Annotated in this window: 17 protein-coding genes; 3 read left to right on the plus strand and 14 right to left on the minus strand. The window is 61.6% G+C overall.

Annotation, left to right across the window (positions count from 1 at the left end):
- Nucleotides 1-2 precede the first annotated feature (2 nt).
- Together ACSSVQ_RS17205 and ACSSVQ_RS17210 are read left to right on the plus strand one after the other, a co-directional pair.
- Nucleotides 3-1,823 (plus strand): SIR2 family protein, encoded by a 1,821-nt coding sequence (locus ACSSVQ_RS17205; protein WP_454184519.1) that lies wholly within the window; start codon nucleotides 3-5, stop codon nucleotides 1,821-1,823.
- Complete coding sequence (locus ACSSVQ_RS17210; protein ID WP_454184520.1) at nucleotides 1,820-3,250, plus strand: argonaute/piwi family protein; 1,431 nt, start codon at nucleotides 1,820-1,822, stop codon at nucleotides 3,248-3,250. Before ACSSVQ_RS17205 ends, ACSSVQ_RS17210 begins: the two co-directional genes overlap by 4 nt.
- A 54-nt stretch (nucleotides 3,251-3,304) precedes the next feature.
- Here the strand turns inward: ACSSVQ_RS17210 and drmC are convergent, their stop codons facing one another.
- The 14 genes from drmC to map form a co-directional block, all read right to left on the minus strand.
- Complete coding sequence (drmC, locus tag ACSSVQ_RS17215; protein ID WP_454184521.1) at nucleotides 3,305-4,069, minus strand: DISARM system phospholipase D-like protein DrmC; 765 nt, start codon at nucleotides 4,067-4,069, stop codon at nucleotides 3,305-3,307.
- A complete protein-coding gene (gene drmB, locus ACSSVQ_RS17220) occupies nucleotides 4,066-5,907 on the minus strand; it encodes a DrmB family protein (RefSeq protein ID WP_454184522.1) in 1,842 nt (613 codons plus the stop codon). The genes drmC and drmB overlap by 4 nt, the downstream gene beginning before the upstream one ends.
- Entirely contained in the window at nucleotides 5,904-9,893 is a 3,990-nt protein-coding gene (gene drmA / locus ACSSVQ_RS17225) for a DISARM system helicase DrmA (protein ID WP_454184523.1), read from the minus strand. The genes drmB and drmA overlap by 4 nt, the downstream gene beginning before the upstream one ends.
- Before the next feature lie 2 nt (nucleotides 9,894-9,895).
- Nucleotides 9,896-14,032 carry an Eco57I restriction-modification methylase domain-containing protein gene (locus tag ACSSVQ_RS17230; protein ID WP_454184524.1) on the minus strand — a complete coding sequence of 1,379 codons (4,137 nt, stop codon included), beginning with the start codon at nucleotides 14,030-14,032 and terminating at the stop codon, nucleotides 9,896-9,898.
- On the minus strand, nucleotides 14,029-17,148 hold the full coding sequence (gene drmD / locus ACSSVQ_RS17235; RefSeq protein ID WP_454184525.1) for a DISARM system SNF2-like helicase DrmD: 3,120 nt from the start codon (nucleotides 17,146-17,148) through the stop codon (nucleotides 14,029-14,031). The genes ACSSVQ_RS17230 and drmD overlap by 4 nt, the downstream gene beginning before the upstream one ends.
- Nucleotides 17,139-17,579 (minus strand): very short patch repair endonuclease, encoded by a 441-nt coding sequence (locus ACSSVQ_RS17240; RefSeq protein WP_454184526.1) that lies wholly within the window; start codon nucleotides 17,577-17,579, stop codon nucleotides 17,139-17,141. The genes drmD and ACSSVQ_RS17240 overlap by 10 nt, the downstream gene beginning before the upstream one ends.
- Entirely contained in the window at nucleotides 17,551-18,648 is a 1,098-nt protein-coding gene (locus tag ACSSVQ_RS17245) for a DNA cytosine methyltransferase (RefSeq protein WP_454184527.1), read from the minus strand. Before ACSSVQ_RS17245 ends, ACSSVQ_RS17240 begins: the two co-directional genes overlap by 29 nt.
- Nucleotides 18,641-18,892: a methylation-associated defense system helix-turn-helix domain-containing protein MAD1 gene (gene mads1 / locus ACSSVQ_RS17250; protein WP_454184528.1), complete on the minus strand. Its 252-nt coding sequence runs from the start codon at nucleotides 18,890-18,892 to the stop codon at nucleotides 18,641-18,643. Before mads1 ends, ACSSVQ_RS17245 begins: the two co-directional genes overlap by 8 nt.
- Nucleotides 18,893-19,127: 235 nt before the next feature.
- The gene (locus ACSSVQ_RS17255; protein ID WP_454184529.1) at nucleotides 19,128-19,955 is read right to left on the minus strand and encodes a hypothetical protein; all 828 of its coding nucleotides are present in this window, start codon (nucleotides 19,953-19,955) and stop codon (nucleotides 19,128-19,130) included.
- Between the two features lie 43 nt (nucleotides 19,956-19,998).
- The gene (locus ACSSVQ_RS17260) at nucleotides 19,999-21,054 is read right to left on the minus strand and encodes a nucleotidyl transferase AbiEii/AbiGii toxin family protein (protein ID WP_454184530.1); all 1,056 of its coding nucleotides are present in this window, start codon (nucleotides 21,052-21,054) and stop codon (nucleotides 19,999-20,001) included.
- Nucleotides 21,051-21,719, minus strand: a complete 669-nt coding sequence (locus ACSSVQ_RS17265) for a DUF6088 family protein (RefSeq protein ID WP_454184531.1) — start codon at nucleotides 21,717-21,719, stop codon at nucleotides 21,051-21,053. Before ACSSVQ_RS17265 ends, ACSSVQ_RS17260 begins: the two co-directional genes overlap by 4 nt.
- Nucleotides 21,720-22,287: 568 nt before the next feature.
- Nucleotides 22,288-23,541, minus strand: coding sequence for a tyrosine-type recombinase/integrase (locus ACSSVQ_RS17270; RefSeq protein ID WP_454184532.1), 1,254 nt, complete (start codon nucleotides 23,539-23,541; stop codon nucleotides 22,288-22,290).
- Nucleotides 23,542-23,688: 147 nt separating this feature from the next.
- On the minus strand, nucleotides 23,689-24,288 hold the full coding sequence (locus ACSSVQ_RS17275) for a JAB domain-containing protein (RefSeq protein ID WP_454184533.1): 600 nt from the start codon (nucleotides 24,286-24,288) through the stop codon (nucleotides 23,689-23,691).
- 7 nt (nucleotides 24,289-24,295) lie between these two features.
- Nucleotides 24,296-25,117: a type I methionyl aminopeptidase gene (gene map, locus ACSSVQ_RS17280; RefSeq protein WP_454184534.1), complete on the minus strand. Its 822-nt coding sequence runs from the start codon at nucleotides 25,115-25,117 to the stop codon at nucleotides 24,296-24,298.
- A 193-nt stretch (nucleotides 25,118-25,310) separates the two neighbouring features.
- On the opposite strand from map, the gene ACSSVQ_RS17285 reads away from it, so the two are divergent.
- Complete coding sequence (locus ACSSVQ_RS17285) at nucleotides 25,311-26,093, plus strand: competence/damage-inducible protein A (RefSeq protein ID WP_454184535.1); 783 nt, start codon at nucleotides 25,311-25,313, stop codon at nucleotides 26,091-26,093.
- The last annotated feature ends 93 nt before the right edge of the window (nucleotides 26,094-26,186 follow it).

Genomic DNA, 26,186 nt, shown 5'->3' on the forward strand with positions numbered 1-26,186 from the left:
GCTTGTACGGATCCAACGTCAACGATCTCGTCGGCCCTTCTGTCGACCGGGATAGCTCGGTCGAACCCTTGGCAGTTGCCTCAATGATGGATCTGCCCTCATTTTTGCGGCTTTTCCAGTTGAGGGGCTCGCAGATCATGTGGTTCCTGGGCGCGGGTGCTTCGCGTTCGGCTGGCATCAAAACGGCCGGCGACATGATTTGGGACTTCAAGCAGCGACTCTACCGTTCACAGAAAAAGCTGTCGCCATCCGCCATAACCGACATCGGGGAGGTGGTAGTCCAACGAAAGCTGCAAGCGCATTTCGATACGATTGGCACGCTTCCACCGGCGGGGTCGGAGACAGAGTATTCTGCCTATTTCGAGGCGACATATCCGTCCGCAAAGGACCGGCGGGCCTACCTGGACGAGTTGCTCAGTCGTGGTAAGCCTTCATTCGGCCATCTGGCTCTCGTCCTGTTGGTGCGCGAGAAACTCTGCCGCATCATCTGGACGACCAATTTTGATCGAACGGTCGAGGACGCAGCCGTTCAGGTATTGGGGAGTACAGGGTGTCTGGTCACGGCCGATCTCGGTGAGCCCGAGAAATTCCGACGTGCCCATGATGAAGGGCGTTGGCCAGTCTATGGTAAGCTGCATGGCGACTATCATTCCGACGCGCTGAAGAATACCGATGCGGAATTGCGTGCGCAGGACGCGGAGATGCGGCGCAGTCTGATCGATGCGTGTCGTCGCCAAGGGCTCGCCGTGGTGGGTTACAGCGGGCGCGATGCCTCGATCATCGAGGCACTGACCGAGGCCCTGGATGAGGGCCGTGGTTTCCCCGGTGGGCTGTTTTGGTTCAAGCGCAGCCAGGATGAGCCTTATCCTGCGGTTGATGCACTGCTCCAGCGCGCTCGGGCGCTGGGCGTCGAGGCGCATTTCGTCGAGACCGAGTCGTTCGACGAATTTTTCTCCGATCTCGTGCGCTATTTGCCGCAGACAGCGGACAAGGTGCAGGCACTGGCAGGCGCGACACGTCCACGACTTGTGAAATCGACACCGCGCACGAGTACGGGAAGCACGCCTGCCATCCGAACCAACGCGCTTCCACTCGTCTCTCAGCCAGCCCTGTGCCGCCTCGTGGATTGCCAGATCGGCGGCTATAGGGACATTCAGGACGCGATTAGCGCGGCGGGCGTAGATATCGACGCACATAGAATACGTGATGGCGTGCTCGCTTTCGGACGCGACACTGACGTTCGAAAGACCTTCGAACCATTCGCGATCAAGGTGTTCGATACCCACCCGCTGGCTTCCCGGCGTCTCGTCAAGGAAACGGGAGAGCGAGCGATCGTTCGCGACGCCTTGTTTCGCGCGCTCGGCAAGCGTCCGGGACTGACTTTCCGGCGCAGGGGGCGGAAGTCATTTCTCGTCCCAGATGCCCGGCAGGTGCAGCCTTCAATCTTCGGCACCGATCGCGTCAAACCCGTCGACCGGATCGCCGGTACGGTTTCGGGCACACAGGTCGGGTGGACCGAAGCATGTGGATTACGCGTCGACTATCGTTTCGATCGCCTTTGGCTTCTCCTCGAACCTACGATCGTGACCGATATTCCCGAGGATGCGTCGGAAGAACATATCGAACTGGTTCGTGAGTTCATTCGGGAGCGTCGCGCCCGGCGGCACAACCGCCACGCCAACGCCCTGCTTGATGGATGGATCACGTTGATCGTCGGCAAGGGTCAAAGCGTGAGGCTACGAGCCTTCGATATCGGCGACGGTGTAGATGCTGAATTCGAACTTTTGCGGACATCGGGGTTCAGCGGGGTGGGACGTCCATGAACGCCGAGGCCAAGCCCTACCGCCTGCCGGGTCACATCGTTCTGCAGGAACCGCGGCTGCGCTTCGGTTCGCAGGATCAGCGCGATGTCGATATCCATCCCATGGAAGGCTTGTTACGGTTTGGTCCGTACAGCAAAGACAAACTTTCGGCCGTCTCCAACCCTATCCGAATTGGAATGATCGCGCCTGCTGGACGGACCGATCGTCTGGTGGGGCAGATTCGCGAATTGGACCAGGTTCACCAACCCCGGGAACGTAAGGCCTATCTGCCCCAGTACCGCGGCTTCGAGAGTATTTTTGGAGTTCGCCTCACCCGTGGGGGGACAGGTACCAGCGTCGAGTTGCCGGCGGATCTTTCCGATCGCATAGCGGCCTCGCCCACGCCACATATCATTCTTGCCGAGGCGCTGACTCAGGCGCTTTTCGCCCTGCGAAACCTTCGCGACGCTTACGATGTCGTCGTTATCTTGCTCACCGAGGAATGGAAGGCCGGGTTTCGCGGGACGGCCGGGGATGATTTCGATCTGCACGATTATGTGAAGGCCTACGCTGCCTCCGAAGGAATCTGCGTGCAGTTTCTCCGGGATGTAAGTGCGCTCGACTATTTCTGTCGATGCAGTGTCGCCTGGCGGCTGGGAATTGCCCTCTACACGAAGGCCGGTGGTGTGCCTTGGGTGCTCGCAGACGCCGATCCCGGCGCGGCGTTCATCGGCATCGACTACGCTTTGCGAGCTGGCGGCGGAAGGGATACGCGGTTCGCCATTTGCTGCAGCCAGGTATTCGATGCCGAGGGATCGGGACTGGAATTCGTCGCATACGAAGCAGATGGGGTCAGGATGTTCGGGAAGAACCCCTTCCTGCGCCGGGAACAGATGCTGAAGGTGATGACGCGCAGCCTTGCCATCTACCAGCGCAAGCATTCGGGCGATCCGCCGAAACGCATCGTGGTCCACAAGAATACCGAGTTCCGCGATGAGGAAGTCGAAGGTGTATTCGATGCCTTCCCTAACGCCGACAATATCGAGCTGGTTCACGTCCAGCAGAGCTGTGGGTGGCGGGGCATCCTGATCCAGAAGCCACAGCAACCGCATGGCTATCCGTGTCGGCGCGGCACGACCTTCCAGCTCGGCCCGCACGAGGCTTTGCTGTGGACGCAGGGTAACCTTCCCGAAGTCGCGGGTGGCAAGGACTATTACAAGGAGGGGAAGGGAACGCCCGAGCCGTTGATGCTGGTTCGGCACGCCGGTTTGAGTTCGATGGACGATCTCTGCCGGGAAACGCTAGCCCTAACCAAAATGGACTGGAATAATGACGGGCCATACGACCGCCTGCCTGTCACCTTGAATTTCGCCGGTACGCTCGCGACGATCGTCAAACGCATGCCGAAGCTGGAGCCGCACTCTTATCCGGTCCGCCTTTTCATGTAGACGCGGGCGGTCCGAAGTGAAGCGCATCCAGGTGGCGGTGCGCGGCCTTCAGCATCAGGCCGGCCGAATGACTTTCGTTTCGACCAAAGCGTGGAGATGGGCACGCAGGCTGACCGGAATGTGGCCGCCGGTAACGAACACGCCGGCCTCCATATTCTTTTCGAGCGCATGACCCGTCAGATTCGCGCTCGTTAGAAACGCCGCGTCGCTGTCTGCCACGGCGACTTTTGCATGAACGCGCCCGTTCGTGAACGGATGTGGCCGACCGGTCCACGAATATAGCAGGGCCGAAGGAACGCAGCCTCTCATCGTCGCCACCGGGTCGACGAGCAAACTACCGCCTTCAGTCAGGGAAGCCTCTACGAGAATTCGGGTCTCGACGCCCCGGTCGATCGCGGAATTGATTGCGCCGATGACGGACGGCACGTCGTAGGCGACGAAGCTGACGATGAAGAGTTCCGTTTTAGCTCGCTGGATGAGGTCCAATAGCACCTGCTCGGTGCGTCGGGTTGCGACGAACGGAGTCGTTGGGCCGGTCCAGACCAACTCGACGTTGCTCTCGCGTTGAGTCCGTTGTCGTGTGCGAGCGGCGCCCAGCAGCATCCCCGCCACTACGTCTCCTGAGAGTCCAGACTGTGCCCATGTCGTGAGGAGGAGATCCAATGCGGCACGGGCTGCCGGCGTGCCCACGACCTGGCTCAAGCCGCGATCCAGTTCGAGCGACGTCGTTCCCCGGATGTGAGAAGCGATTGCTCCGATCTTGGATGGAGACAGCAGGACCACGAGTTCCGCGACCGCATTTAATAGCGGCTCCATCATGCACTCCGGAAAAACGCGGCATCAGGATTTTCGAGCGTGGGGACAATCAACGCACGATCCAGATGTCGATTGCCCCGTTCGCAAGAGGTCTCTGATACGAAGGAGCAGGCGTGGCACGAAGCGCCATGCAACGATTGATCCTTGCTGGGGTCATGCTCGGAACACAAGGGATCGGACGCGCAGATATGTGCCCGATCAAGGGCCTGGTGGAGAAGTCGCCCAAGGTTTTCGGGTTTGCCCAGTTCGACCAATCCACCGAGTGTTCCATCAGAGTCTGCGGCGGCCGTGTAGATAAGGAACCCGGCCTGATCCTTGTTGTCGTCAATCTCCGCGTAAATTCGCTCTCGAATGCTAGCGGCGTTATACCCGCACTCGAGTGCGAGTTCTCTGATCAACATGTGCGCGAGGGTGTGAAGCATCACATAGCGCGCACCAGGATAGCCTTCGTTCGGATCCAGATTTCGTTTATGGCGCCAACCGCGATGTCCCAGCCGTAAGCGTGCATCAAGCGACTTCACCGCATCCTTGTCCGCCCACGACTTCAGTGCATCTGCGTTGAAGCGGATGAATATGCCCTCGCCATGGACCTGCGTCGCGGGCACCCAATCTGGTGCAGAACGACCGAGGGGAGCTCGTGGGGCTGCGGCGTCTCCTGTCCCTTCATCTGGGGATTCAATCCGAGTGAACCCGAGCAGGGCATTCACTTCGCGTAGCCGCTCCAGAAGCAGCACGCGCGTGATAGTCGGTTCGAATCCCGAAGGGACGCCGACCTTCTTGCTCATGAAATGTGGGTAGTCAGTCGGCGGATTTTCGGCCGTCAGCACATCCCACTCGGGACCTTTGAGATCGTTTTGCTCGATATCCACCGCCCCGTTCCGGTGGGCTTCTATGGCCGCCCATATCTGCTCGTTCGAGAACTGCTCGATGCCAGGAAGCTGCGCGGTCTTTTTGAGCGTCTTGACCACGAAGCCAACTTCGGACGCTGATGCGACATCCTCGAAGAACGTCCAGCCGTCGGCGACGAGTTGAGCCAAGGGGCTACCCGTTTGCGGGATGGCGAGAACGGACAATGTCACTGGGAACCAGCCATTGGTGGCGCCAAGCAGGATGGCACGTGGTTCCTCGGCGCAATCGTCCTCGAAGCGATCGACGTGCGGGTGCCTTCCCCGACACCCCGGGAGATTGTCACGCCCCGCTTGTCCGAAGGCTTGCGCCATGTTCTTGGAGGCGCCGCACCCATCGCACTTGACCCAAAGATTTTCGGTCTGAAGTGAAGCGCCGCTCTCGAAAAATCTGAGCGTGGCTCGGCAAGTGCTTGGTCCACCATGAACGAACCAGTGCCAAGCAAAGTCGTCTAAGTGGCCGGCCCGGCAAGCCATGAGGAAGCGAGCAGGTACTGCATCGGCATCCCTCGCTTTCTGGTTGTTGTTCGACCCTCGGCAGCCTTCATGAACGAAACGCGTCGATTCCGGGCGATATCGATTCTCCTTCAGCTTGAACAGGCCGGTGTCGTAGGGCGACAGCAAGCCGCATTTCACGCAGCGAAGCCACCTCGGGAAGGGCTTCACGGGGACTCCGATCAGCGCGGCAGCAGAAAAGGGATCCACGATGTCCCGCTCGCCGATCGGCGGCATTCGCAGTGAGTCGACTTGGGGGCCGAGGACGCTTCGCACGTTGGCGAGCAACCGCGCCTCCTGGATCGGCTGGCATCTATCCTTCTCCCAGCGATCGATGCCCATGGTGACGACTGACAGGTTCGGGAGGTCGATCAAGGCCCCTGGACCATAGGTCCACAGGAGTTGGCTCGGCCGGACTTCTCCTACGGGTGTCCTGCTCATTCCTGATCCTCCTCGGCCACGGTTACCCGCGGCCGCCATGTCGGATCGGTGGTCGAGCGGCTGTCTTCCATCACGAGCCTCACACCAGGCTCTACTTCGCGCATCGACATCGGGACGGTCCAATCGGTCCAAGGCTTGATGCCCGGTGCATTGAGCAGCGGGTAGGCGGTGGGCCCCGCTCCATACTTCTGGTAGACGAGGGTGCGGCCACCGACGCCGGCTTCGTTTGCCCATTCGTCGGCGCGGCTCTTCATCGCGGCTTCGGTCAAAGCCTTCTTTCCCGAATCCTCGGTGACTTCCCAGGTGCGTGCGGCGACGGCTCGAATAGTCTCCAGCATTTCATTGAGGCTGGGGCTATTCATCGCGCCGGCGCCATTGTTCGGCGCGAACGGGTCGTAGGAGTGGCGCATGATCGAAAGCATCGCGCCGGTGAGCCCTCGGTCTAGCGCCCTCGGTGAGAACGGAGTGACGGACTGGGCTTCGACATGCTGGTAGAAGGTCGCGTGGTAGTGCTCGAACGTCTCGTAGTGCGACAGGTCGCGCGGCCGCGCCCAGGTCAGCACGGTCGCCACGAGTCCCGGCGGCGTGCGGCCCACGCGGCTGGTGGCCTGGATGTATTCCGCCGTTCCCTTGGGCTGACCGTTGACGACCATCACCCCGAGACGATTCACATCGACACCGACGGAAAGCATGTTGGTCGCAAGGACGGCATCGATCGGTCGAGCTTCTCCGGGCTTCCTGTTGGTCACGCATTTGCCTTGTGCCGGATCGAAAACCCCCTCGAACGGAACCTCGAGCTGATCGAGGTATCGAGGAATGTCCTGACTGGAGACGCGCGACGTCAATTCGCTGACTTCCTCGACACGGCGCTGGGAGAGCCCCGGCCGGTCCACCAAGCTCATGTTGACGCGGAACGAACGCGTCTGGACGTCGTCCTCCGCCAATCGCTTCATACCGCCGAGTTCTCGCAGCGAGTTGAAGTAGCCGACGAGCGTCATGTAGGGGTCGGCTACGGGGCCGAACCGATCGAACAGTGCCTGCGCAGCCGTCAGGAACGCCGTGTAGGTCCTGATCAGAACCGCAGGACGCGAGCTGCCCGGCGCGCAGACGCCCATGTAGCGTCGGCCGGGCTTTTCGTTGATGGGCCGCTGAACGGAGAAGAAGTTGTCCTCGACGTCCAGTCCCGAGGGTGGAAACACAGAGATTCGCCGCATGAACACATTGCGCACTTGATCATCGGCGCGCCGCACGGTCGCGGTGGAGGCGACGACCTTGGGGCGGACTTTCGTATGGCCGAGAACCCAACTGCTCAGTTCATCGACGGCCGTCTCGTACAGACCGACCATAGTCCCCAGCGGGCCGCTGATTAGATGGAACTCGTCCTGGATGATCAGGTCTGGCGGCCTGATGGCTCGAACCGGCTTCACACTGGCGGCCGGATGTGAACCCCTCGCTCGGTGCCCGGTGCCACAGTCGTGGCTCGGCCAGAGCAAGCCATGGCGCCCGCACTCCTGATCGACCCGGCCGAACAGGTTCCGCACTTCCGGGCGCCACGCCATCATCGCGAACTTGTCCACGGTCGCGATCATCATCGTGGGGGGACGGTGGTAGATCTCCTCATCGACGACCTTCACCGGGAGGCCCGGGTGAGGCTGGCCACTCGATTTCGCTTTCGAGAAATCGCAACCGCCGAGTTTGTCGCCGCAGTGGATCAGTGTTCTTCCCGCGATCCTGTCCACCTCGATGTCGCGGCCGCCAGAGATCTCCGAACCGCACCAAGGGCAGCTGGTCAGCTGTGCGGGCGAAGCGATGCCTGCCTTGTTGCGGTCGTTATTTCGAATGGCCTCGATGGCCTGATGAGATGCTTCGGTCGTGCCCGGTGTCACACGGTTGCCGACCCAGAGTCCCAGCGAGAACGGCTCCTTGCCCCAAGTCTTGTCGTCCGCGCGGCGGATCACCTCCATCGCGCAGAGCAAGGTCGTCGCCCGCTGGAATTGCTGCAGGGTCAGAAGGCGCAGCGTGTAGCGCATGATGACGGCGAGGCCGCGCGTCGCGTCCAAACCACCAAGATCATTCTTCAGGCGCCGCATGGCCATGGCGAAGCCGGCCACGCCCAGATAGGCCTCGGTCTTGCCGCCGCCGGTTGGGAACCACAGGAGATCGGCGAATGCCTCTACCGGCTTCGTTCGGTCCGGATGCGCAGGATCGGCAAGCGAAGGGATTGAGAGCAACAGGAATGCCAGCTGGAACGGACGCCACGACCTGTTTTTCGGAAGGTCCAACGCCGCGACGTCGACGTCCTCGTTCCGTCTGCGCTTGAGCGCATAGATGCTTCGCACACGCTGCATCGCCATTGACCGGTTGGCGAAGCGAAATGCCTCCAGCGCCTTGGCATCGGTGAAGAGCGTATTCATTCCCTCGCGAAGGCGGCGCAGTATCTCTTCACAGCGCGCAACAACGTCGTTGCCCGGATCGTCGAAGCCGGTGATCTCGGTTCCCAATCGCTTCTTCTGCTCGTCGATCCAGACGGCGTAATCGTCGATGAGGCATGATAGCGCCTCGCGCAGCGGGTCAGGGTCCATGTCGGCCAGCCGCGTCATGTCGAGCCAGCCTTCATCGACCATGCGCCGCATGGCGGGGCGATCCCTCGGGTCGAGGCCCGGAGTTTCCGTCACAGCGACTTCGTAGCGGGGGATGATCTCGGTTCGGACGAGATGCGCCTTTGTCGGGTCGTCGAGTGTCGTCTCGGCATGGACAGACACCCCATGTCCGACTGCGAATTCCAGGCGGCTGCGATAGATGAGTGCGAGCCGGTCGCGTTCCGGGTCGTCGACCACGACGTCGTTGGTCGGACGGCGCCTGAACACCGATTTGTCGCCTCGGCCTTCCGGGGCTTCGACGGTGATCTCCGGCTGGAACAGCCAGGTGCGGTCCTTGTTGTCATCGGGTTCGAGCTGACCGTTCACGAGGAACACCGTGACTAGCCGTTCTCCCTTGTTGTTCGTCCGCACGGTGCCTTGCAGGCGGACGTCCGGCTGGTCGCGATCGGGTGTCGATGGTTTGATCTGGCCGTCGACGAGTGGCAGCGTGACCACGCCACCACACGGGATTCGTTGCCAGACCTTGACCTTCACCTCTTCTTCGTGACCGGTTGCGCGGTTCTTGCGAGTCTTGACGATCTCGTGCTCATCGTTGGGGACACGCTCGTAACGCCCCCATCGTGCATCGACGACCAATGTCGCGACGTCGGGCGCCACGCAAAACGTGAGACCCATGCTGGACGGGACCAAGGACTGGTTGTTGGTCGTGTCGATCTCGTCGAGTGCGTCGTCCTCCGGCTCAACGCGGCCCGATGCGCTCGCGAACTCGGCACCGGGCTCGTGGAGCGGCGCCGTCCGTTCATCCTCGAGGTCGCCACTCTCGTCTGCAGCCGAGGCAGGCTCGACCCGGGGCGTCTGATCATCATCGGGCCGCCGCGGCGCCAGCTTCCCGACGAGATAGCGGTCACGGACGCTCATGTCCTTGATCAGCTCGTGCGGTCCACCTGCGGGGCCGAGCAGATCGTCCCGCACAGCCAACTCCAGAAGGTCGCGCACATAGACGACGTCTTCGATCAGCGGCACCGCATCCGGGCTTGCGACACCGAGTAGCGACAAAACGCGAAGGTATTCGTCCCATGGCAGCCGCGCAGCCGGTCCGGTCGGCGCCGTCAGGCCGAGGTCTGCGAGCGGCACCGCCGGATCGACGGGATGCCAATGGTCGAAATGAATCGTTGCGCCGGCGAGGTCCGAGCGGATGCGGACGATACGGCCGATCCCGGAGGCATGGCCATCATCGTGCAGGACGACGATCCAGTGGCCTTCCTCAATCGCGCTCCGGGCGGGCGGTCCGCCGTCGATACGCACGGAATGGTGAGGCGAGCCGGATGCACTTTTTACGATCCAGGCGCTGGCGGGCGGCTCGGTGGTCGTGGTCGGATCAGCCATGGTCAATCGCCCCCCTCAATGGTCGTAGGAAGAACATCTTCGAGGTCGAGAGTCAGTTCGGACGCGGAAACGGCGCGCGATCGACGCGCACGCCCTTTGCTTAGGCCAGACGTCGCGCCGTGCAGACCTTGATCAACTTCTTCCTGGTAACGCTGTCGGTTCAACTCCGCCAAGCGACGTAGAACTTCGATGCGAGCCTCTTCCGAAACAGTAAAGCGAGTACGGTCGTTTTCAGGTAGGTAAGTCGCCTCGTGGAAGGCATGATCTAGATCAAAATCAGCCCACCCATAACTACGGCATACAGCCACGTCCATTTGTTGGTGGAGATCGCGGAGCCGAACTATCGCGTCATCGCTGCACCGAGGATCGTGAAAACGATTGTAAAGAGCAGTCAGTCCAACAGACATCTCGCGATTGATGGATGCTCTTAACTCGGTGTATTGCCTGCCGATTTCATCAAGCGCACCATCGCGTTGCGCTGGGAGGGGCATCTTTTCAAAGCAATCCGTTGGCGTGTACCGCAGACGAGTTTCTTGCGTGGAAGCTTGTTTTCTTGTCCAGATCTCATGAATATTTGACTGCAACAGGCAGAAATCATCAAATCCGTTAATGGCAAAGATAATCACATCGAGTGTAAATATCTGATTGTTCGGCAAGAATGCGACGTTCAAGAACTTGGAAACTCGTGTGATCCCCAAAACACGTTCTAAGGTTCTCTCATCGTGGGTCCAACCGTCTGGGTGAGACTCGAACTGCTGCCCACGTCCTAAAGCATGATAAAGTGCAGGGCGCTTTTCCGCGTATTGCCACCACCTTTGAGGCAAAGGCTTTCTCAGCTGAAAATTTCCATCTTTCTTTAGGCGCTGGCGCTCTGGCTTTACACGCTCTTCGATCCATTCGTAGGGTTCCGAATAGTTCCTCGCCTTGTCCTCTGGCCAATCCCAAAAATTAATGACCCATCGGCTAGCATTCTGCTCGGGATCAGAATTGAGATCCATGCCATTTATATAGGGGAATAGAACTTCAGCGTTGGATGGGTTTAGTTCGATCATTCTCCTTGCCTCATTCTCGTCTAGCGTGAAGCCAAGGCCGAGAATGTATGTTGCGATAAAGGAGATGCCTTTATTGGCGGCAAGCTCTTTGGGGGACCATTCATCTTGGTCCGAGAGAAAGGGCGACACAAGGTCAACCACCCGCCCTGAAAGGACCCGTTGCCCACTCCAAGCCCCTTTATGGATATGGACGCGGCTTGTGGAAACCGCAGCATCTCCTGGCCACGGTTCATTCGGATAAGCTGCACGGATGACAGCGCAGCTACGGACCATGGTCTCCAATCCAACCTGTCTCGTGTCTCCTTCCGAGATTGTATTGACTGCAAGCAGGCCGAACCCCCCGCCGCCCCGCAGCAACGAAAATGCGCGTAGGAAGAAGTAAGCCACGAGATCGGCCGATCCACGCCGTCCTTCTGCAATTTGACCCACGAGCCAGTTGCGGAAAGCCGTGCCCATAGCTCCGGTGATCCTCTGACCGCCTAGGAAGGGCGGGTTTCCAACGAAGGCATCAAAGCCACCGTTCTCACGGAGAAACACTTCGGGGAACTCCAGCGGCCAATGATACGGTCGTCGCGCCGCGCCGTCGGGTGCATCTTTGGCCAGGTCAACCGATGCGTCGCGCAAGAGCCTGTCCTTCACCGGAGTGTCGCCGCTCGCGGCAGCGTCGGCGAATGCAGCCAGCGTCTCGATCCGAGCAGTCCGATCCCCCGCACGTTCTTCGGCCAAGACGATGCCGACGAACGCGTCGGCGATGCGTCTCGGCAGTGCCAGCTCGCCGCGCGACTGTGCATCCAAAGCGGCCATGGCCTCGACGTCGTGAATGTCGCGAATGGGGATCGCACGCAGCCGCGCGCGAAGCTCAAGCGCCTTGTCGACGGCTGACTGAATGGTCCGGCCGAACAGCCTAAGCTGAGCTTTGCCCTTCGGGTTCATGTCGAGCTCGACGAGCTGGCCGAGATCATGGATGCCGAAGAGGCTGTCGCCACTGCGCAGGTTGTGGTCGAGAAAGCCGAATGGGCGCCCCTTAGACATCGTGGTCAGCCAGAGCGACAGCTTCGCGAGTTCAACGGCCAGCGGGTTCCGATCCACGCCATAGAGGCACCGCTCAGCGATGAGGCGCCGTGCGAGGATCGCGCGCTCTTCGGCGTCCTGGGACAGAGGCTCGAACCCTTCCGTATCGCCTTCGTCGAGGATGCGACCTTCGACATCCATCTTCTTGCCGCTCGCTTCGGTGACCGACCAGGCCTCGACCAGTCGATCGGAGAACCAGCGACAGGCCTGGACCAGGAAGGCTCCGGATCCCATTGCGGGGTCACATATCTTAAGATCGAGCAATTCCTCCGCGTCCCTCAGCTCCCATTCCTCGGGCGCCTTGCCCTCGGCTGGGCCGCGATAGACGACCGGCGTGAGGGTCTCCTCGACGATCTTCTCAGTCAGGCTCTTCGGCGTGTAGTGCGTCCCACTCTCGCGCCGGTCCGCGCCGAGCACGACCACGAAGGCGCCGGAATGATGGACGAGCGGATAGCCCCATGGGTCGGTCCGCAGGAGGGGTGCGAAGGGTAGGATGCGATCGCGCAGGCCAATGTCACCCCGGCAGACGGTGAGCAGTCGCGCGGCCAGGCGGTCATCGGACGGTCGCTCAAGGGAATTGCGAATGGCGGACTCCGAGCGCTCGCTCCGTTCCTTCAGAAGTTCGGCGACCCTCGCCGTGCCGTCTAGGCGCGCCGACTCCATCTCGCCGAGCGTCACACGCGGGCTCTTGGCCTTCGCACCGCTCTCGAGTTCCAGCGTCACGTCGTCGACGCGCTTCACCGTGCGGTCGAGGAGACCCTCGTACACGTGGCCGATCTGCTCCACGTCCAGCGCGCGATAGGACAGCGTGCGGCCTTCGAAGGTCTGGATCGCTTCCAGCAGGAGCAGAACGGTGCGGTCGTCGATCGGCAACGGTTCCGCCGGATCGCATCGCCAACTCGTCCCCTTCTTGCGCCCTTCGAGAAAGGGATAGCGATCGGGATCGAACAGCGAACCACCGAGTGCCGGGAGGCGCAGCGTCGGATGGTCGATGCCGCCATAGACGCCACGAAACAATGCGAGCAGACGAGACCATGCAGATCGGCGACGCTCAAGGATCTCTTCGGAATCCGCGCGCAGCTGCATCCGCAGGCTGGAGATCGCATAGAAAGAATCGTAGCGGGGATCGCCGAGCAGCAGCAGTCCGCGCTCTTCGGCAGCCAGCAGGAAGACGAGCCGCATCATGACCGTCAGGCCGGCCTCATAGAGCTCTCGTGGGTCGACGTCGCGCAGGAGGTCGCGATTGCGGTCCTGATCAGCGCGATCAAGAGCCTGGACGAGCACTTCGACAGCGCGCCGGACCTGCTCCCCCAGCGCTTCGGTCACATCGTCTTGGTGCTTGAGAGACCGCTCGAACAGGGCTGGCAGCTTCCCAACATCAGGCCCGAAGAAGCGGCGGACGCCCAGTAGGCTGACGAAGGCGCGCAGCGTTTCGGGCTCCTGACCCCAAAGCCGCGCATACCAGCTCGCGAAGCCTGCCACGACGCCGACGGGCGCATGGACGAGCATCCAGCGCTCGCCATTGGTCACGATGCCAGTGGGGCATTCCGTCGCCCGGAGCAAAGCAACCATCCGATCAGCCGGTGAGATCGCGAGGCCATCGAAACGGCGGGTCGCGTCGAGATCGGTATCAGGCTCGTAGACGTGGATGAGTAGGAGAGGTTCGTCGCTATTCGTCGGATTCACGACTGCCAGATCGGGCATGACCGTGACACCGTGTTCGGGCATCGAGACCGTCAGGCGCTCGGGCAGAGTCGTGTTGCGGCGCAACACCTCGCCATCCATCTCCAGCGCGCTGACCAGCACTTCATCGACCCATGCCGCATGCAAGGCTGGCAAGTCGAGGTCGTCCATGTCGACCGCGTCGCGCCATTCCTCATATGTTCGACGCAGCCGCTGGGGCCGGCCGGAAGTCAGAGCTTCGAGGCCCTGAGGAAAGACATCCCTCAGTACGGGGACCGCTAGGAAGGGCCCGGAAACTTCGATGAGGTTCAGCCATTCGTGATCGTTGCTCATCCGCGCTTCTCCGTCGCGAGGGAGTTCGGCACCAACAGCACAACGGCCACAGGGAAGGTGTGCTCGATGGCGTTGGAGTGCCGTTCCTCGATCGCGCGCAATTCTTGTTCTCGTTCCTTCGGGATTCGGGCCAGGCGTGCTTCGAGGGCCGCCCGATCGCGCTTGAGCTGAGTGCGCTCGTCCTCGGAGAATAGGGAGAGCTGCACGGGTTGCTGTTCCGCGGCGATCTCGGTCTTAAGCGCCCGCTCGAGGTCGTCCAGAACTTGGCGAATGTCATCGGCCTCCCTGCGCTTCCGCGTCTCGATCGTGTTCACGAGGAAGCGCAACCGATCCTTCGATCGCGCCTCGACGGCGGCCAGAACGGCATCACGCTGCTTGTCGAACCGGGTCCGTAGGGCGTCGAACGTCGAATCCGACAGGGCGGTGGGGTGCGATTCCTCCAGCCAGCGGCGAACTTCCGTAACCCGGTCCTCCCGCCGGAAACCGGCATCGCGCAGATAACCCCCGGCCTCGGTGAGTTCCTCGTGCAGGCGGTGATGGTTCCCGCCAGTCACGACGAGCCGCGACATCACGACCGCGGCTGGTCCATCGATCCGCCCGTCCGGAAGCGATCGAACGGTGACACGGTGCAGCTTCTTCACGTCGTCGCGCGCCCAGATCTCCGCACGCAGGAGACGGAGGCTCATTTGAACCAGACGGTGATTCAGGTGGACGAGAACCACGTCGTCACGCCCCTTAGCGACATCGTGGTCGAAGGTGATGGGGCGGATCTTCTGAGTGTAGGGATGTTCGAGCCCCTCCAGGCATCGAGACCACGACCCTGACAAGGGCGGCATGCGAAAGACGGTCCCGTCCGGTGCTCCCGATAGCGAGACCGGTTCCAGATCGGGTTTGTCCGCGAGATGCAATGCGGTGCGTACGGCCCGTTCGATGTGATCGGGCACCAAGCTCTGCTCGCGCCGGGTCTCGTTCAGCCGCTCGTGGAGTTTGGCGACACGGTCGCGAAGATCGCGCTCGGCCTTCACGAAGCGGCGAGACTTTTCCATCCGGGCCTCGGCTTGTCGCGTGTCGAGATCGCGGCGGCGGCCTTCGAGGAGATCGGGCAGTTGAGGTGCGATGACCGGGTTGACGCTGCCCATGTCGGCACGCATCGCATCCAGCTTCCGGAGCGCACGCAGGATGTCGTCTCCGTGGCCACCCTCAGCGTCCACCGGGTGCCAGATGACAACCTCGCTGGCGCGTTGACCGTGGCGATCGATACGGCCGTTCCGCTGCTCCATCACGTTCGGGTTGTAGGGAATTTCTAGGTGGATCATCAGGTGGCAATGGTTCTGGAGATCGATGCCCTCCGACGCAGCGTCGGTCGCCAACAGGATTCTCACAGGGGATTCCGAGGGGTTGGCCTGGAACGCGGCCTTCACGGCCTCGCGTTCCTTCGGATCCATGCCGCCATAGATCAGCGCCAATCGCTCAGCCCCGAAACCTTGGGCCGCGAGGATCTCGTGCATCCACTGCTGTGTGGCTCGATACTCGGTGAACAGGATCACCCGTTCGTTCGTCCACCGGTCACCGTTCTTCAGGTGTTTAGCCAGCCAGTCCAGCAAGGCACTGGCCTTGGCATCCGTTCGACGTGCTGCCTGCTGTGCCCACGAACGCAACCAGTCCAGCATCCGGCGTTCTTCGTCGCTTGGTGGTCGGACGTGCTTCCCGGCTTCCTCGATAGCTTCTGCTTCGGCGGCCTCCCGCTGGGCGTCGTCTGCGTAGTCCTCCTCGGTTTTCGCTATCGCCCGCCGGAGGATACGATCATCGAATTTCTTCTGGCTGCGTTCGCTCGACGCCCGGCCTTCGATCGTCGCGATATGCCGTTCCAGCGTGGCTGCGAATGCCGCAGGAGACGAAGAGAGGCGCTTGCGCAGCAATTGGTGCACGAAGTGATCGACGGCACGCCCGCCATCAGCCCCGCTTTCGCGACTCTTGATGTATGCTTCGAGCTGCCGCCGAGCATCCTTCTCTTCATCCGCATACTCGATCCGCAGCGCTTCCAGTCGCCTCTCGGGGTAGATGGGCTTGCCATTCGCATCGACGAGATCGCTCTTCAGTCGCCGAACCATGACCCGGGCGAGTTGCGGGTCGCTTGGGAGGACGTTTCTTGCAAACCGCTGATCATCTAGCAGCTCGAGCAGCGCAGTGAAGGATTCCGTGTAACCGTCGTGCGGCGTGGCGGTGAGAAACAGCTTGTGCTGGAAGTGTGGCGCGGCCAGCCGGACCAGCCGTGTCCTGAGGCTTTCGACAGCATAGCGGCCGACGGTCGGGGCGACGTTGTGAGCCTCGTCGATGATCAGCAGGTCGAACTTTCGAGGATGGCTCACGTGCGGAGGCAATGCATCGCGCAGGAGACGCAGGCCTTCGCCTTGCTTGGCCCAGTCCATCGAAGTGATCAGACGGGGAAAAGACGTCCATGGATTGGCGTGCAGGCCTCGTTCCCGGCGCAGACGCTTGACGTAATCCGTGTCGACGATCTGGAACTCGAGCCCGAACTTCTCCTGCATCTCGACGCGCCACTTTTCTTGCAAAGAGGCCGGGCAGAGCACGAGGACGGTGCGGGCGCGGTGGCGCAGGAGCATCTCTTGAACGACGAGCCCTGCCTCGATGGTCTTCCCGAGGCCGACGTCATCGGCGATCAGCAGACTGGTGCGCGCCATGTCGATCGCGCGCACGAGTGGATCCAGCTGAAAGTCTTCGATGCTGACGCCGCTGCGGAATGGCGCCTGCAGATAGCCGCGGTCCGCGTTCGTCGCGGCGCCCCAAAGGACTGCATCGAGGAACGCCTGAAGTGTCGAGGGATCGTCCAGGCCGGTCATTCGTGGCAGTCCGGCCCGTTCGATCACATGCGCGCCGGGCTCGAGTTCCCAGAGCACCTCGATCTCTTCGCCGAGCGCATCTTCGTCTATGGAGGCAAGCCGGACCAGATGCCGCTTGGGAAGTCCTGGCGCAACCGAACCGCCATCGACCTCGGAGACGATCCATTGACGGCGGCGAGCTTCGACCAGCTGGCCCGGCTCGGGGGCGGTGTTGTGGGCGACCTTGGCTGCGATTTCATCTGCGGTCATCGACATAGGTCGGTCCCATTCTTCTTGCGTGCGTCGACGAGCTCGGCGATGCGGTTCGCGGCATCGCTGGCGTCTTCGTGTTCCCAGATCCGGACGATCTTCCAACCAAGGGCGTTCAGCCGCTGATCGGTGTCGGAATCCCTGGAGCGATTGGTTTCGATCTTTTCCCGCCAGAAAACGGCATTGCTCTTCGGCCACGAGGCATGCTCGGGACAGCCATGCCAGAAGCAACCGTCGACGAAGACGGCGATACGAACGCTGGGAAATACGATATCTGCCACGCGCCTGGGCTTCGTCAGCAACGGCACGTGGAGGCGATAGCGCAGGCCTCTAGCATGCAGAATCCTGCGAAGGTTTAGCTCCGCTTGCGTGCCCTTCTGCCGCACGCGGGCCATCCGACGGCTGGCCTCATGCGACGAGGGACTTACGCGCGACATCCGCGACGCCTCCCTTCCTCTTTCCTTTCGTCCTCTCGGCCTGGACCCCTAGGTGTGACGCTATGCTTTGGCCGATCACCTCTCCGAGAGTGACCGGCACCGCGTTTCCGATCATCCGGCCCAAGGCCTTGAAATGAACGGGGGCTCCCTCCGGGATGAAGGAATAGGACTTGGGGAATCCTTGAAGGATCGCCCCTTCTCGCAGCGAGATAGCGCGATCCTGTTCAGGGTGTCCGAACCGGCCATTCCCGAAGCCGTAGAACTGGGTCGTCAGGGTCGGAGCGGGTTCGTCCCAATGCATCCGGCCATAGACGCCCGGATAGGTTTGGCCCGTCTCGCGACGGTGGCAGTCGGCGACGAGATGCTTCGGCCAGTCCCGCCACGTGCCACCGGGGCGAGACGCGCGAATTCGTTCGAGGTTCAGTTCGGAGAGCTTGGATGCCGCGTGCAGCGGGTCCTTGGGTTGGGCCCCGCCTTGGGTGATCGGGGCGAGCTTGCCTATCGCTCCACGAACGGTCGTTGGTCGATCATGTGTTGGGGCGACCAGTTCGATTGGGCCGAGGCGGGAGGCGAGCAACACCATGCGTCGCCGATTTTGCGGCAGCCCGTAGAGGGAGCAATCAACCACATCCTGGTGAACGTGGTACCCCATTTTCCGAAGCGTCTCGACGAAGTCGTCGAACACCGCGTGCTTGGCCACCGACGGAACGTTCTCCATCGTGACCAGATCGGGGCGCGTCCCTTTGATCAGTCGGCCGAACTGGTAGAGCAGCCCCCATCGGGGACTTCCGACGACGTCGTAACGCTGGGCATATGTCGAGAACGGCTGGCAGGGGGCGCACCCGGCGAGCACCCGGATTTCGGCATCGCCGAACAACTCGTTGATACGTTTTGGAGAGATACGCCCCACGTCCTCATTGATGAAGCGCGCTGCGTTGTTGGCTTCGAACGGGTGACGGCATGCTTCGTCGACGTCTATGCCAGCGACAACCTCGATGCCTTCTGATATCAGACCGTGCGTGAGCCCCCCGGCCCCACAGAAAAGGTCGACGCATGCAACATCATCCATCCTCTTTTTCTCCCCCCGCATGCTTCCCCTTCCGTGAAATCAGCCCAGCCGCTTCATTTTCCTTGTAATCGTCCGATGCTTTTCCGGTCCTGACCCAGTCATCAATTTCATCGGTCTTGAACTTCCAAAGCCTCCCGACCTTGTGGGCTGGCATGTCCTTCTTGGCGATCCAGCCGTAGACCGTGTCTTTGCTGACACCGAGATATTCAGCGATCTCCTCTACGGAGACCCAGCGGTCGGACATGGTGCGGCCTTTCAGCAGCCAGCTCGATTCAGAGCGCGAGTATTTCACCCGGCCGAGCGAGAGTAAACCGAAATAAAGCCGGTTTGGTTGGATTTGGTCGTATCTAGTGGGGTTTGCGCGGGCCTTTGCGGCAATGCTGTTGCTGGCCGAGTGCCTACGGCGATCAGGGATGAGGTGACCGCGCCATGAGGACGTCAGCAGGTCGTTGAAAAGGATAAGCGAGGGTCGCCGATCACTACTGCGACTCTATATCTCTGATGCGCTTCAGGATGGCGCCCAGGAACACATCGCGGGGATGCTCGCTTTCGGCACCGCTTGGCACCATCATCGCAGCCATATCGTCCACCAGATCGGTGCCGCTGGTGACGGGGAATTGAAGCCGCACGCCATTCGCGCGAAGATCGCTGTCGGCGATGCGCTCAATCGACGCCGTATCCAGCGGTTCAATCTCACGGCTCAGAATGCGCAGCTTTTCGGCCACTGGGAAATCGCCCACGTCCGTGTAACCAGGCGGCAGACCAATTGCAGCTTCGACATCCTGCCAGCCGTATCCCAGCGCCGCCATGCCTTCTTGAGTGAAGGCGCGGCCAGGACAGGAATGAAAGGGGAAGGCGCGAGAGCACTCGAGAAGCAGGCTTGCCAGCTTAACCAGATGTGCCGCGCAACATGCGGCGATGTCCCGGCCCGTCAGTTCCTCTGGCACTGCACGCGGCTGGCCCACGAAGCGATAGGTCCAACCACCGCCCGGAAAGGAGCCGCCTACGAAAGAAACCGGTCCTTGCTTCTGCGAAATGTTCCGCAGCTCCAGGAAAAAGCGCATCGCGGCATCGACCTTCATGCGCGCCTGCTGCTTCTCGTACCAAACGGCAAAGCCGGGCACATCCGCCAAGGTCTTCTGAAGAACGAAGGTCACGCTGCGACTGGCGGATAGGAAGGCATTCAGTTCGAACTGAAATTCCAGCCCATCCGATTGGTTCAGGCGCGCGAGAAAATGCTCGGCCTCGAGGAGTTTTTCGACAGGATGGCGAAGCGTGGTGAAAGTATGGGGCACGGGTTCCGTCAAATCGGCTATGGCGTCTGGGCGAACCTAGTTCATTTTCCTTGGTCTAGTCAGGCGTCTGATGTCCCGAATTTGTGATCCGTTCGATTTCTTCGGCCGAAGCCAGAATCGCCGGAAAATCCGGAGCCGCGCCAAAGATCATGGCAGTGGTGTTGGCATAATCACGACCAAGCGCATCAATCATCTCACCGACCGGTACGATGGCAAACGAGCCTGGGGCGGCGGAGACCAGATCATAGTCTGGGCGGTCGAAGAACATGCGCGCATGGCGCACGCAGTCAGCGCCGAGGCTGGGGTCCGCAAGCGCCGCTTTCCCGACCTCCGAGCCGAGCAGGCAATGTAGGTCGTAATAGTGCCGCGATACGCGCTGGCCTTCCTGCCGGAGAACACCGCGCCGCTCGTACCAGCGCCGCAAACCGTGGGCGATCACGACCTTGTCCCAGAAGGTGCGGGTGGCTTCGATCGTCGTGACATTGGTGACCGTCAGGTCCAGTCCCGCGGCTTCCTCGGCGATATAGGGTTTGATCGGGACTGGGCGGTTCGGATCCAGCGCCGATTTTGCGCCGGACTCGATACGCACGACCGGTCGAACATAGGCGCCGTCGCGTGGCTCGACCTCGGGATACCAGACGAGCAACGTCTGACCATCGGGATCGGCTTCGTCGATCTCGACCCGCCCGGCGCCATTGGTGACGTCACTGAGCTTCGCGCTGAGGATTTCGTGGAGCGGGCCTGTGATGTAGGTCCGGCACGCGTCCCGGATTGCATCGAGCCTGGCCCGGCGCTTCTTGTTCGACAGCGCCTCCAGTTCCTCGACCGAAGCGGGCTCGTCGAGGTCGTCGCGGAAGACGGTGACGTCGATGTCCTCGGAGAAGCGCTCGATCAGGCCATAAGCTTTCGACAACGAGGTGCCGCCCTTGAACAGCAGGCGTGGTCCGCCGACGGGCCGTTCATGATAGAGCGCATTCAGCGTCCAGCAGACCCAGAAATCCTTTTCGACATTGCCGATCGGTGTGCCGAGCCGATTGGCGGTGGTGAGAAACAGATCGAGCCGGTCACCCGGCGGCGCGGCGATGACCTGCCTGTATGCGGCATTGGTCATGACTGGCGCTCGTCTGCATCGGTTGCGCCAAGCAGGTCTCGCAGGAACTCCTGCATCCAGATCGGAAGCGCGGAGAGGCCGGCGCGAAGATCGTCACGGATCGCCTGCCCGTGCTGCGGGTCGGCGAAAAGGCGGCGCAGCGCGGCCCGGACGCGGGCGCGCTCATCGTCCTGCGCAAGCATGTCCTGCATCCAGTGCAGCGCCTGGACGACGCGCATCGCCGGCCGGCCGGCCCAATAGAGGCGGCTGGGCGCGGCGAGCTTGAAGTGGATCTCTTGGCTACCGAGCTTGATCGGCTTCAGACGCGCGTCGACCAGCACCTCGATGCGCGCCGGGACGGCGGTGGTGAGGCCGAGATCGTTGGCGGCGGTCATACCGTCCACCACGGCGCGCGCCTGGTCGCGGCGGGTGACGGCGCGGATGACGGCGCGATAATCGGGCACGGTGGGGCGGCCGGTCAGCTCATTCTTGCGGGGCTGATCGTAGAGACCGCGGTCGATACGGCGCAGATCGCCTGCAGTGGCGAGGCGCTGCAGGGTCTTGTCGATTGCTGCGCGGCCGCCAAGATCGGCGAAATCGCCGGGTGTCCAGACCTCGTTCGGGCTGGACGCGATCCGGGCGAGGAGCCGGGAGCGAAGGTCACTATCGTGTGCTGAGGTCGCCATGTCCGAAATATGATACATTTTTCGGACAAAGGCAAGTGGCGTCCGAAGGGTGCTACAATCTTCGGACAGGTTAGTGCTGTCGGCAGCGCCATGACCGGGGCTTTGAGCCTTTGGCCAGTCACCGACGATAGTCCACCCTCGGTCGGTCGTCGTCAGTTCCCACCCTCGTCAACACCAGCCCGACGGAGCAGGTCTCCGATACTTGTGGAGCCGATCCGGCAAACAGCGATCACGCGGTCGAAGGAAATGACGCGGCCACTGCGACCTCGTTCGGTCGTACAAACGACAGGCTGGCTAAGGGCCAGTCTAGCGAGCGCAGCCTTGGCCGCTTCACCACCCAGCCTATGAAGTTCCGGGGCGTCGAAGTCGGCGATCCGAACCTCGATCCATTCTTCCGGGTTGGCTGTTTGGCCCACACAGAGGCTGTCGCCATCGCCGACATATCGAACTGTGCCAGAGAACTCGACGCCGGGACGACCCGGCAGGCGGCCTTCGCAAGGATCGGCCTTCGCGGGGGTCGCCAAAACGAGGAGGGCAAGTGGGGCAGCGCCAAGCACAATTCTCCAGCTCACGCCGCTTCCTTCATGGCATTCCGGCGGCTCTTCTTCGCCAGGAGGGCGCGCACGAAAGTGTTCCACTTCTTCATCGCCGCTCGCTTCTCGGGCATGTAGTTCCAGCGATCGTAGCTCTTGGAGCTAACGTCCTGCAGCGTGTGATTTTGCAAACGATCGCGGATTTCTTTCGAAAGGCCGGCCTTCCCGGCGAGGGTCTTCCAGGTTCGTCGCAGGTCACGGTTTGTCACGACAGGGATTACTTCACGCTCCCGCTGACGCCACATGAACGAGTATAGCGTCCCGTGGCTCACGGGTTTGGATGGGTCCGTCGCTGAAGGGAAGAACCAGCCATGCGCGTTGGGTTTGATAGACTCAATGAGTTCCGCGGCGATCTCCGGCACCGGTATAGCGTGGGGCTTTCCGTTCTTGGTCTTCGACCAGTCAATGATGCGTTCTTTGGCGTCCCATTGATCCACATGTAGCCGAGCAATTTCCTGGACGCGCTGGCCGGTTAGCATGAGAATCCTGACGGCGCGCGTATAGGGTGGATGGACCGGCGTGTCGGGGCACTCGAGCCAGCGATAGAGCCGAACGAATTCTTCCTCATCAAGCCAGCGAGTGCCGACGCTCTTCGGCTCTGTCGGGATGCCAGCGGCCGGATTGTAGACAAGGCGAAAGCGACGCGACGAGGCCGTGCGATAATCATGTTCGGATTTCATGCCCCAACTGTAGGCGGACCGGATGTAGCTTCGCACATGGTCTGCCATTGACCGCTTTCCGCGCTCGTAGATCGGGCGGATCAGTTCGATGATCTCTGCAGGTTCGATTTCGCGAGCAGGGCGATTGCGCCCGAGAGTGTCAGCGATCTTGTTAAGGCCTTTTTCCGCCTCTTTCCACGATGGCTTACCTGCTCCCTTCAGGTACGTGACATAGGCCTCGAAAAGATCGGCCACCGTACCAGGGCGAGTGTCGCCGGCAATCTTGATGCTGCGGCCTTTCTGGATCAGGTCGGCAAAGTCGCGCTTGAACACCTCTCGCGCCTTGCTCAGCGTCATTGCGGGATAGGACCCGAGCTTCTTCTTGGTCCGCCTTTTGTCGCGCCATTGCTGCGCCATCCAATCCGCGGTGACGCGGGTCGGCATCGGCTTCATGACGAGGACGAGGCGGCCGGTGCCGTGCCCGTCTCCATCGACGAGGCTTAGCTGTTTCCCGGTTTGCTCAACCTGTTTGAGGGCGCGGCGTATCTCTCCATCTGTAAGGCTTGGCACTAGGATCTCCCATCGGCTTGCAAGTGGGGTCGCCGAACGGGTTTGTGGGGTCGGCGACTGGGGTCAAAAGGGTATCCGATCCCCTTGAAACCGACCCCAATATGCCATGCTATCCGGCAGTACGACAAGTCGAAAACATCAATTGATTCAATGGGTATATGCGTGACTCACCGGGATCGAAAAAGAGCGAGTGGGATGATTGTGGACGAGGATGAGGGCGGAGGCGTTGAGTTCCAGCGCGCGTTTCACCACCTCGCGCGGATAAACGGGCGTGTGGTCGACGGTTCCCTTCTGCTGCACTTCATCTGCAATCAGCACGTTCTTGCGGTCGAGAAAGAGGATGCGGAACTGCTCGGTCGGATTGTGCGCCATGGAGGCGGAGCAATAGTCGAGCAGCTCCTGCCAGGAGGAGATGACTTCCTTCTCGATCACCGTGGCGCGCGACAGGCGCAGGCCTGCTTCGCGCGCGATACGCAATTCGGTGACGATGGCATCCTTGACGCCGTTCACTTCGCGTAACCGGTCCGGCTCGGCGGAGAGCACTTCGGAGAAGCCGCCGAAACGGGCGATGAGTTCCTTGGCCAGCGGTTTCACGTCGCGGCGGGGAACGGCGCGGAAGAGGATGAGTTCCAGCAGCTCATAATCGGGGAGGGCGTCGGGGGCGGTCAGGAAGCGCTCACGCAAGCGCTCTCGGTGGCCGGCGTAATGCGGCTTCTCGTCGTGCTTCCCGCTGGTCCCCCCGGACAATGCCGCCCTATTTGCGATAGGGCGGGCAGTCGAACCCGGCAGGCGATTTGGTGAAAATCTCGTAGCCGGTCTCCGTCACGCCGATGGAATGCTCGAACTGGGCGGAAAGCGAGCGGTCGCGCGTGACCGCGGTCCAGCCGTCCGACAGGATCTTCACGCCGGGCTTGCCGGCATTGATCATCGGTTCGATGGTGAAGAACATGCCCTGCTTCAGCGCCGCGCCCTGACCGGGGCGGCCATAGTGAAGCACGTTGGGCAGATCGTGGAAGACGCGGCCCAAACCGTGGCCGCAGAACTCGCGCACCACGGAGAAGCGTTCGCCTTCGGCATACTCCTGAATGGCCGCGCCGATATCGCCCAGCGTGGCGCCGGGCTTCACCACCTCGATGCCGCGCATCATCGCCTCATAGGTGATCTGCGTCAGGCGCTCGGCCTTGCGGGAGACCTCGCCCGCGAAATACATGCGGTTCGTATCGCCGTGCCAGCCGTCGAGGATGTAGGTGATGTCGATATTCAGAATGTCGCCGTCGCGCAGCGCGCGGTCGCCCGGAATGCCGTGGCAGACGACATGGTTGAGCGAGGTGCAGCTGGAATGGCGGAAGCCGCGATAGCCGAGCGTCGCCGGAATGGCGCCGTGGTCCATGCCGTAGTCATAGACGAGCTTGTCCAAATAGGCGGTGGTGACGCCGGGTTTCACCTCATCCGCCAGCATGTCGAGCGCGGAGGCGGAAAGCTGCCCGGCCTTCCGCATGCCCTCGAAATCCTCGGGCCCGTGGATGGGAATGCCCTTGTGCTGGACAGGGCTCTCTGTGTCTTCGGCGTAGCTCATTATGACCGGATATGTGCGGTGACAAGGATCGGCAGCCGCAAACCGGCGCCTTTTCCCTAACATAGTGGTTCGAAGCGTCCGGGCCTACCCCCCATTCGTCGGCTCCATTCGCCCTCCGTTTGTGCAGGCGGGATTTGTGTGGACGGTCCGGCGGGCTTATCTTGCGGCGCAGAGCAAACGGACAGGTGCGAGAATGAGCGGGACCGGCGAAGGGCAGGGCAAAAAGACAGTCACTGCCTGCGTATTGCTGATCGGAGACGAAATCCTTTCAGGGCGGACGAAGGATTCGAACCTCTCCCATATCGCGCATCAGCTGAACCAGATCGGCATCCAGGTCCGCGAGGCGCGCGTCATCCCCGATATCGAGGCGGAAATCGTCGCCACGGTGAACGAGGTGCGCGCGAAATACGATTATGTGCTGACCACGGGCGGCATCGGCCCGACGCATGACGACATTACGGCCGATGCGGTGGCCAAGGCCTTCGACGTTCCCATCGGGCCCGATCCGGACGCGATGGCGCTGTTGCAGGCGCATTACGCGGAAACGGGAGGCGATTTTACGCCGGCGCGCCAGCGCATGGCCCGGCTGCCGCAGGGCGCCAGCATGATCGCCAATCCGCTCAGCAAGGCGCCGGGCTTCCAGATCGGCAATGTGTTCGTGATGGCCGGGGTGCCCATGGTCATGCATGTCATGCTGGACAGCCTGCTTCCGCGGCTAGAAGGCGGCGCCAGCATGTTGAGCCGCTCGCTCACCGCCTCGATCGGGGAAGGGACGATTGCGGAGAAGCTGGGCGAGATCCAGTCCCGGCATGCGGATGTCTCCATCGGGAGCTATCCCTACTATCGCGGTCGGGAATTCGGCACGAGCATCGTCATGCGGTCGGTCGATTCGTCGGCGCTGGAGCGGGCGGCGACGGATGTTGCGCAGATGTTCGCGCAGCTCGGCGTGAGCGCCGTGGAGGGCGAAAAGACCTGACTTTGTTCGTTATATTTCAGGGGCTTGCGGGAAAATCTTGTTGCAGATATGCGACATGGGGCGGGCACATTACGAAACTTTCAGGGTTTTTCG

This window comes from Parvibaculum sp. MBR-TMA-1.3b-4.2 (assembly GCF_053628815.1).

Coding starts and splice junctions, on each gene's coding strand:
- drmB (WP_454184522.1), bottom strand. CDS start 5,907: ATGAGCAGGACACCCGTAGGAGAAGTCCGGCCGAGCCAACTCCTGTGG.
- ACSSVQ_RS17260 (WP_454184530.1), bottom strand. CDS start 21,054: ATGACCAATGCCGCATACAGGCAGGTCATCGCCGCGCCGCCGGGTGAC.
- ACSSVQ_RS17210 (WP_454184520.1), top strand. CDS start 1,820: ATGAACGCCGAGGCCAAGCCCTACCGCCTGCCGGGTCACATCGTTCTG.
- ACSSVQ_RS17245 (WP_454184527.1), bottom strand. CDS start 18,648: ATGGATGATGTTGCATGCGTCGACCTTTTCTGTGGGGCCGGGGGGCTC.
- ACSSVQ_RS17285 (WP_454184535.1), top strand. CDS start 25,311: ATGAGCGGGACCGGCGAAGGGCAGGGCAAAAAGACAGTCACTGCCTGC.
- ACSSVQ_RS17240 (WP_454184526.1), bottom strand. CDS start 17,579: ATGTCGCGCGTAAGTCCCTCGTCGCATGAGGCCAGCCGTCGGATGGCC.
- drmC (WP_454184521.1), bottom strand. CDS start 4,069: ATGATGGAGCCGCTATTAAATGCGGTCGCGGAACTCGTGGTCCTGCTG.
- ACSSVQ_RS17265 (WP_454184531.1), bottom strand. CDS start 21,719: ATGGCGACCTCAGCACACGATAGTGACCTTCGCTCCCGGCTCCTCGCC.
- ACSSVQ_RS17230 (WP_454184524.1), bottom strand. CDS start 14,032: ATGAGCAACGATCACGAATGGCTGAACCTCATCGAAGTTTCCGGGCCC.
- mads1 (WP_454184528.1), bottom strand. CDS start 18,892: ATGTCCGACCGCTGGGTCTCCGTAGAGGAGATCGCTGAATATCTCGGT.
- drmA (WP_454184523.1), bottom strand. CDS start 9,893: ATGGCTGATCCGACCACGACCACCGAGCCGCCCGCCAGCGCCTGGATC.
- map (WP_454184534.1), bottom strand. CDS start 25,117: ATGAGCTACGCCGAAGACACAGAGAGCCCTGTCCAGCACAAGGGCATT.
- drmD (WP_454184525.1), bottom strand. CDS start 17,148: ATGTCGATGACCGCAGATGAAATCGCAGCCAAGGTCGCCCACAACACC.